4 protein-coding genes are annotated in these 6714 nt (G+C 65.6%); all 4 read right to left on the bottom strand.

Features of this window, described 5'->3' with window-relative positions; genetic code table 11:
- Positions 1-223: 223 nt before the first annotated feature.
- Positions 224-1156, bottom strand: a complete 933-nt coding sequence (locus ACFVM3_RS41565; RefSeq protein ID WP_378445379.1) for an ABC transporter permease — start codon at positions 1154-1156, stop codon at positions 224-226.
- On the bottom strand, positions 1149-2165 hold the full coding sequence (locus tag ACFVM3_RS41570; RefSeq protein ID WP_125674361.1) for an ABC transporter permease: 1017 nt from the start codon (positions 2163-2165) through the stop codon (positions 1149-1151). Before ACFVM3_RS41570 ends, ACFVM3_RS41565 begins: the two co-directional genes overlap by 8 nt.
- Positions 2166-2345: 180 nt before the next feature.
- Entirely contained in the window at positions 2346-4151 is a 1806-nt protein-coding gene (locus ACFVM3_RS41575; RefSeq protein ID WP_378445381.1) for an ABC transporter family substrate-binding protein, read from the bottom strand.
- A 287-nt stretch (positions 4152-4438) separates the two neighbouring features.
- Positions 4439-6148 carry an ABC transporter family substrate-binding protein gene (locus tag ACFVM3_RS41580; protein ID WP_378445383.1) on the bottom strand — a complete coding sequence of 570 codons (1710 nt, stop codon included), beginning with the start codon at positions 6146-6148 and terminating at the stop codon, positions 4439-4441.
- Between the last annotated feature and the right edge of the window lie 566 nt (positions 6149-6714).

Here is a 6714-nt window from a genome sequence, read left to right on the forward strand (position 1 = left end):
CACCTCCTCTTTGCTGGTGTCCATGTGAACCCCCCGGTGAACACTCCCGGTCGGACGGCTCGCGCCGTTCACTGTTCGGCACGGAGCAACGGGCAACAGGGCCCGTCGGATGTCGGCAGGGGATGCCATGGAGACTCGGCTGAGCGCACGCAGAGTGAACACCCCTCGGGCGGTCACGGAGGAGCGGGCCGATGAAGGGGGCCTTCACGCGCTAGAGAGGGCCTTACGCCTTCTGGCGGCGCTGCCGCGGGTCGAAAGCGTCCCGCAGGCCGTCACCGATGAAGTTGATCGTCAGCGAGATCAGCACCAGCACGACGAACGGGCCGAAGAACAGCGCCGGCCGCGCCTGGAGCTGCGCGTAGTTCTCGAGGATTACGCGGCCGAGCGAGGTGTCCGGTAGCTGCACCCCGAGCCCGATGAACGACAGTGCCGCCTCGATCAGCACGGCCTGCGCGATCGCGAGGGTCGCGTTGACCGTGATGAGGCCGACCATGTTCGGCACCAGGTGCTTGAACACGATGTGGAACGTCCCGGCGCCGGACGCGCGGGCGGCGTCCACGAACTCGCGCTGGGACAACGACATCGACTCGGCCCTGGCGATACGGGCGATCGGCATCCAGCCGAAGGCCGCCAGCACCATCGCGACGATGTACCAGGTACCGCCGCCGAACACCTTGGCCAGGATGGCCGCGGCCGCGATCTGCGGGACGATCAGGAACAGGTCCGTCACGCGCGAGATCGCCGAGTCGGTGAAGCCGCGGAGGTACCCCGCCATGGCACCGAAAACGGTTCCGATGGTGGTGGCGACGAGCGACACGATGAGCGCGATCAGCAGCGAGTACTGGGTGCCGCGCAGGATCTGCGACACCATCTCCTTGCCGACCTGCGTCGTGCCGAGCGGGTACTCCGCGCTGGGCTTGGCGAAGGACGGGAAGGAGCTGTCCTCGTAGCTGTACGGCCAGAAGATCGGCATGATCAGCACGGTGAGCACGAGCAGCAGCAGGACCGCCGTGCAGATCATCGCCAGCTTGTGCCGCAGGAACTTGCGCAGGACCAGCTTGCCCTGGCTCTGTGGCTCGGGCAGCGCCTCGGGCGGAAGCGCACCATCGGCGGGCTTGGAACCTTCCGCCGCGATAAGGGAGTTCAAGTCAGCCAACGCGAATCCTCGGGTCCAGGATGCCGTACATCAGGTCGGCGATCAGGTTGGCGACGATGATGCTGCTGGCGATGAGCACCAGCCACCCCATCATCACCTGCGTATCGCTCTTGGTCACGGCTTCGACGAGCAGCTTGCCCATGCCATTCCAGTTGAACACCGTCTCGGTGATGATCGCGCCCGAGAGCACGGCGCCGAAGTTGACGGAGAACAGCGTGGTCACCGGGATGAGCGCGTTCCGGAAGGCGTGGCGGAAGATGACCCGGCCGTTGGCGAGTCCCTTGGCGCGCGCGGTCCGCACGTAGTCCGCGTTCAGCGTCTCCAGCATCGAAGCGCGCTGGAACCGGCTGTAGGCGGCGAAGCTGATCGCCATGATGGACAGCGTCGGCAGCAGGTACGCGCCGACATAACTGGCGAGGAAACCGCCTGGACCGTCGAAATTCAGTGACTCCGGGCTCGTGGTGCGGATCCACGGGTTACCGAGCACATCGGACAGTCCCAGGTCCCGGACCCAGCCGTTGAACTCGATCGCGTAGCGCTTGAGCACGATGGCGACACAGAAGATCGGCATCGAGAACAGCAGGAAGGCCAGCGTGGTCGCGATGTAGTCGATGATCGAGTACTGCTTGACCGCCGCGACCACACCGACGAGGACGCCGAGCACGAGCGCGAGGATCTCGGCTCCGACGACGAGCTTCAAGGTGACCTCGAACGCGGCCATGACCTTCGGGAACACCGGGGCCTGCGCGTTGCCCTGTGCGATGGAAACGCCCCAGTCGCCGGTGACGAAGTTGCCGAGCCAAGTGAAGTACCGGGGCACGATGCTCTGGTCGAGGCCGAGCTGCGAGGCCATCTGCGCGATGGCTTCCTTGCTCATGGCCGGGTTGCTCTTCATCTCGGCGAGCGGGTCACCGGTGCCGGCGACCATGACGAAACACAGGAAAGTCCCGACCAGCAGGACGGGAATCGATATCGCCAGACGGCGAAGAATGTAGATCACCAGGTTCAACGAACTGCTCCTCATCCGGGCCTGGTCGCCGAAGTGCTGGACCGCTGCCCGGTTGTCCACCGTAGTGGCGGTAACCCTACGGTCAACAGCTACTTCCGGCGGGTACGGGGCCCGGCTTGTGGCCGGACCCCGTACCACCAGGATCGCGTAAGCGAGTGGTGAAAAAGCGGGGCGGAAGCCCTACTTCTTCTGCTCCCACTCGCCGACGTTCCACAGGACACCGTTGTACGACTGCATGTAGGTGCGGTCGATGCCCTTGAACGCCCACATGGACGGGGTCTGGAACAGCGGCAGCGTCGCGTACTCGTCCGCGATCGCCTGGTCCGCCTTCTGGTAGTTCTCCAGCTGCACGGCCTCGTCGGTGGCCTTCACGGCCGCCTCGAAGGACTCGTCGATCGTCTTGTTGGACAGGCCCTGGTAGTTCTGGCTGCTGTCGTCGACACGGGTGATGTAGATCGACTTCTGCTCGGCCTTGAACGGAGCGGCGGACCAGCCGAAGAGCGCGGCGTCGTAGTCGCTGGCCGCGAGACGGCCACCCTTCAGGAAGTTGGCGTCCTGGTCGTCCGTGATCTCGATACCGGCGGCCTTGGCCTGCGAGATGATGATCTCGACGGTCTGCTGACGGCGGGTGTTCTGGTTGTGCGAGATCTTGAACGACGCGCGCTGGCCGTTCTTGGCGAAGATACCGTCGCCACCCTTGACCCAGCCGGCGTCGGTCAGCGTCTTGGCCGCGGCCTCGGCGCCCAGACCGGCCTTGCTGCTGTACAGGTCCTTGAAGCCCTGCTCGCCCGGCATGAACACGATGCTGTTCAGCGGGGTCGCGTCGGCCTGGACCTCCTTCAGCAGCTTGTCGGTGATCTCCTGGCGGTTGACGACCTCGAAGAACGCCTTGCGCAGGTCCTTGTCCTTGAACATGCGCTTGTAGTTGAGGTCGATGTGCTCGAAGGTCAGCTGCGAGGCCGAACCGTAGGTGATGCCCTGGGCGGCGAGGCCCTTCATGGTGTTCGCCGCGGTGGCGTCGGGCTGGGTCGAAGCGGCGATGTCGATCTCACCGTTCTGCAGCGCGGTCGCCATGGCCTTGGTGTCCTCCATCGCCTTCACGACGATCTTGGAGGGGCCACCCTTGCCACCGATCCAGTTCGGGTTCTTCTCGAGCGTGACGGCCTTCTGGTTGGCGTCGAACGCGGTGATCTTGTACGGACCCGAAGCCGGCATGACGTCGGCCTTGAAGCCCTTGAAGCCGTTGGTCCAGAAGTCACCGGCCTTGGCCAGCTGGGCCGCGTCGCTGGTCGGCGTCAGCTTGGTGATGTCGGCGACGCCCGAGTTCTTCTCGACGATGTGCGCGGGCATGATCGCGGTCGAGTTGAACAGACCCTTGTAGTCCAGGTACGGCTCGGTGTACTTGGTCTCGAAGGTCAGGTCGTCCTTACAGGTCGCCTGGTCGATCAGCTGGTAGCCGGTCGTCGAAGCGGCGAGGAAGGCCTGCTTGCCGTCGGCGGTCTTCGCCTTGCCGGAGTGCGCCAGCCACGACAGGTACATGTCGTCGCAGTCGAACGCCTCGTTGTCCGACCACTTGACGTTCGGCTTGATCTTGTAGACGACGGTCTGCGGCGCCTTGGAGGTGACCTCCCAGGAGTCGAACACGTCGTTGTTCAGCAGCACCTTGTTGTTGCCGTCGAGCACATCGGCGCCCGCGAGCACGGCGGTCAGGATGTAGGTGTTGTACGACGTGTTGGTGTCAGGCGTGTCGTTGTTGTAGCCCGAGTACCCGTCGTCGATACCCACCGTGACGGTGCCTTCGTACCCCGGGGTGTCCGCGAGCTTGAAGTTTTCGCCGTTCTGCGCCTTGCCGGTCGCCATGCTCTTGATGTCGGTCGACGACCCGTTCGGGTCGGTACTGCCGCTGTCGCCACCGCTGCATGCGCTCAGCACAAGCGCGGAGGCCGCGACCAGCGACCAGGCGGAGACTGCCTTGGACTTCCTCATGAAGTGTGCCCTCCTAGCACTGGGTTCCTGAGATCGGAACAGGACCCCACACCGCTCCGGTGAGATGGCCCGGAGCTTATGACACGCCAAGCAACACTCATTTGGCGCACTGCCGGTGCACGCTAGAAAGGAAATGCACGAACAGTCACCAGTTCCGGGGCGATCGTGACCAAAGGGTAACTTGCGGCTGACATCAGGAAATACAGTGGTTACCTTGAGGAATCAGTCCGCCACTCGAACGTGCCGGGAAAGGTCACCCGCCAGGGTCCGGCTCGGACTCGAAACAGCTACTTCGGACCCCGCGTCCAGTTCACCGCGGACCCGAAAGGGCCCACCATAGGAGGACCTGCGGTTACTCCGGAAATACCAGAGCCGATGGCGAGGGTATCGGCCAGCTGGAACAACGGAATGGCAACATTCCGACGCCACAATTCCGGTTCCAGGGCCGAAAGCGCGTCGGCCACCGGGGTGGCGCCGGTCAGCGCGGCGTCGATCGGGGCCTGCAGGGCCGGATCGCAGAAGCCCAGCGGGTTCCCCGGAACGACGGCCTTGGTCTTCTCGGTGAGCTGATCGGGACGGCAGCCGAAGGTGGACGCCAGTACCGAAGCGACGTCCGCACCACCGGTGACCTGGCCGATCACCGCGATGTCGATGCCGACGTTGCCCGCGCCCTCCGGTGTCGTCTGCTGGATCCCGTCGAGCACCGGCATGGCCAGCATCGTCGAGAAGAGCTCCCTCGGCTGCGGGGCGATCGCGTTGACCTCGATCCCCGCGGCCACCAGTTGCGCCGTGAGCTCCTTGGCGATCGTCGCGTACGGCTCCTGTTTGGCGGGCGAGGCCACGACCAGCGAAAGGTTCTTCCCGTTCTTCCGCCAGGTACCCGCTTCCTTGGTGTATCCGGCGGATTTGAGCAGTTCCTCGCCCTTGGCGGGATCGGCCGCCGACGGCGGACCGGGAGCCGGGATCGTCGGCTGGAAACCGGGCGCGGACGGGACGCGGACCTGCGCGTCGGCGCGGAGCTTGTCGGACGGCCCGCCGTCGGTCGCCTCGGTGATCAGCTTGCCGCGGTCGATCAGCGCGGTGACGCCTTCGCGCACCTTGGGATCCGACAGCGTCGAGCTCACCGGCCGCAGGAGGATCTGCGCGACCGTGGGACGCGCGACCGTGTGCAGCTGGACGGCGGAGCCGAGCTCGCCGAGCCGTTTGAGGCCGGTGCCGTCGGTCCTGGTCATCGCGAACTGGTCGTTGCCGCTGCGCAGGGCGGCCAGTGTGCCGTCCTGATCTGCCGCACGGAGCACGATCCGGTCGAGGGCGGAGGGTTTTTCCCAATAGCGCTCGTTGCGCTCCAGGGTGATCTCTCCGCGCGCGGTGTCGAGCCCCTTGATGGAGTACGGTCCGCCGACCGCCGGGAACGTCGTCGCCAGCGCGCCCTGCCACCCGTTCGGGGCGTCCTTGAGCAGATGCGCGGGCAGAAGGTTGCCGAAGAGCGTCTGCCAGCCCGGATAAGGCTTCGCGAAGGTGACCTCGACCCGCTTGCCGCCTTCGCGTGACTGGATGTCCGAGATCAGCCGGTAGCCGGCGGCGCCGATGACGCCCGGCTGGTCGCGCATCGCCTCACGGAGATAGGCGAAGTCCTCGGCGGCGATCGGCGCGCTGTCGGACCAGGAGGCGTCCGGGCGGATCGTGTACGCGACCGTGAACGGCTGCTGCGAGACGACCTCGGCGGATTTCATCAGGTTCTTGTCCAGCTCGAAGCTTCCGTCGTCCTTCGGGCGGAACACCGACGGGAGCAGCAGCTGCGAGAGCGCCGACGTGACCTGGGATGCGTCGGCGAGGTTGTGCGGGTTGTAGCCGCCGAGGACGTCGTCGACACCCACGACCACCTGCGAAGGCGTCTTCGTGGTCGACGTGCTCACCGGAGAGGCCGAGGAGCTGACCACGGGCGGGGGTGGGGTGTTGCTGCAGGCGGCGAGGAGCACGGCCGCGCACGCCAGCATGGACGCCGCTGTGGTCGGTGACCGCACGCCTGGATCCTCCTGGTTTGTCCCTCGCCTGGTCGCCATAGAGCTATCACGCCCGCCATGGCCTCGGCAGCGAGATTCCCATATCGGCCCGGCCGTCGCCCGACCGGATGCCGTCCTCCTCCGGTGGACGTCCGGGAGGCCCCCGGGGTTCCTGCCGGGCCGAGGCTTTTCGGAGCCGCTCCCGGCAATCGGTTCCGCGAACCCGGAACATTCCGGAACGGCGGCCGGAATGTTCGCCACCGCACGATTGACGACCGAAACGATCGCGACCACGAGTCCAATCCGGACGCATTTAGGGTCTTTTGTTTCACGCCCGCCAGGAAGCGCGTTCTCGGCCTGGCGCGCGCGGCCGCTCCGGCGCCGTTCCGTCCGGGGTGTTCCGGTGTTGTGAACACCGTCCGAAAAGGAGTTCGGCTTTCCCATCGGAATTGTCGGGAAAGGACCTTTCTTTAACGAAGAACGCCCGCTCGAATACGGTGCGTGACCACATTGGGACCGGAAACGCCGGAGGGCGCCTGCTCACGGTGAGTGAGCAGGCC

It is taken from the genome of Amycolatopsis sp. NPDC057786 (assembly GCF_042797905.1).
Classification (GTDB): Bacteria; Actinomycetota; Actinomycetes; order Mycobacteriales; family Pseudonocardiaceae; genus Amycolatopsis.

Bases quoted from the DNA above. Each gene is read 5' to 3' on its own strand.
- ACFVM3_RS41580 (WP_378445383.1), bottom strand. From the start codon at position 6,148: ATGCTGGCGTGCGCGGCCGTGCTCCTCGCCGCCTGCAGCAACACCCCA.
- ACFVM3_RS41575 (WP_378445381.1), bottom strand. From the start codon at position 4,151: ATGAGGAAGTCCAAGGCAGTCTCCGCCTGGTCGCTGGTCGCGGCCTCC.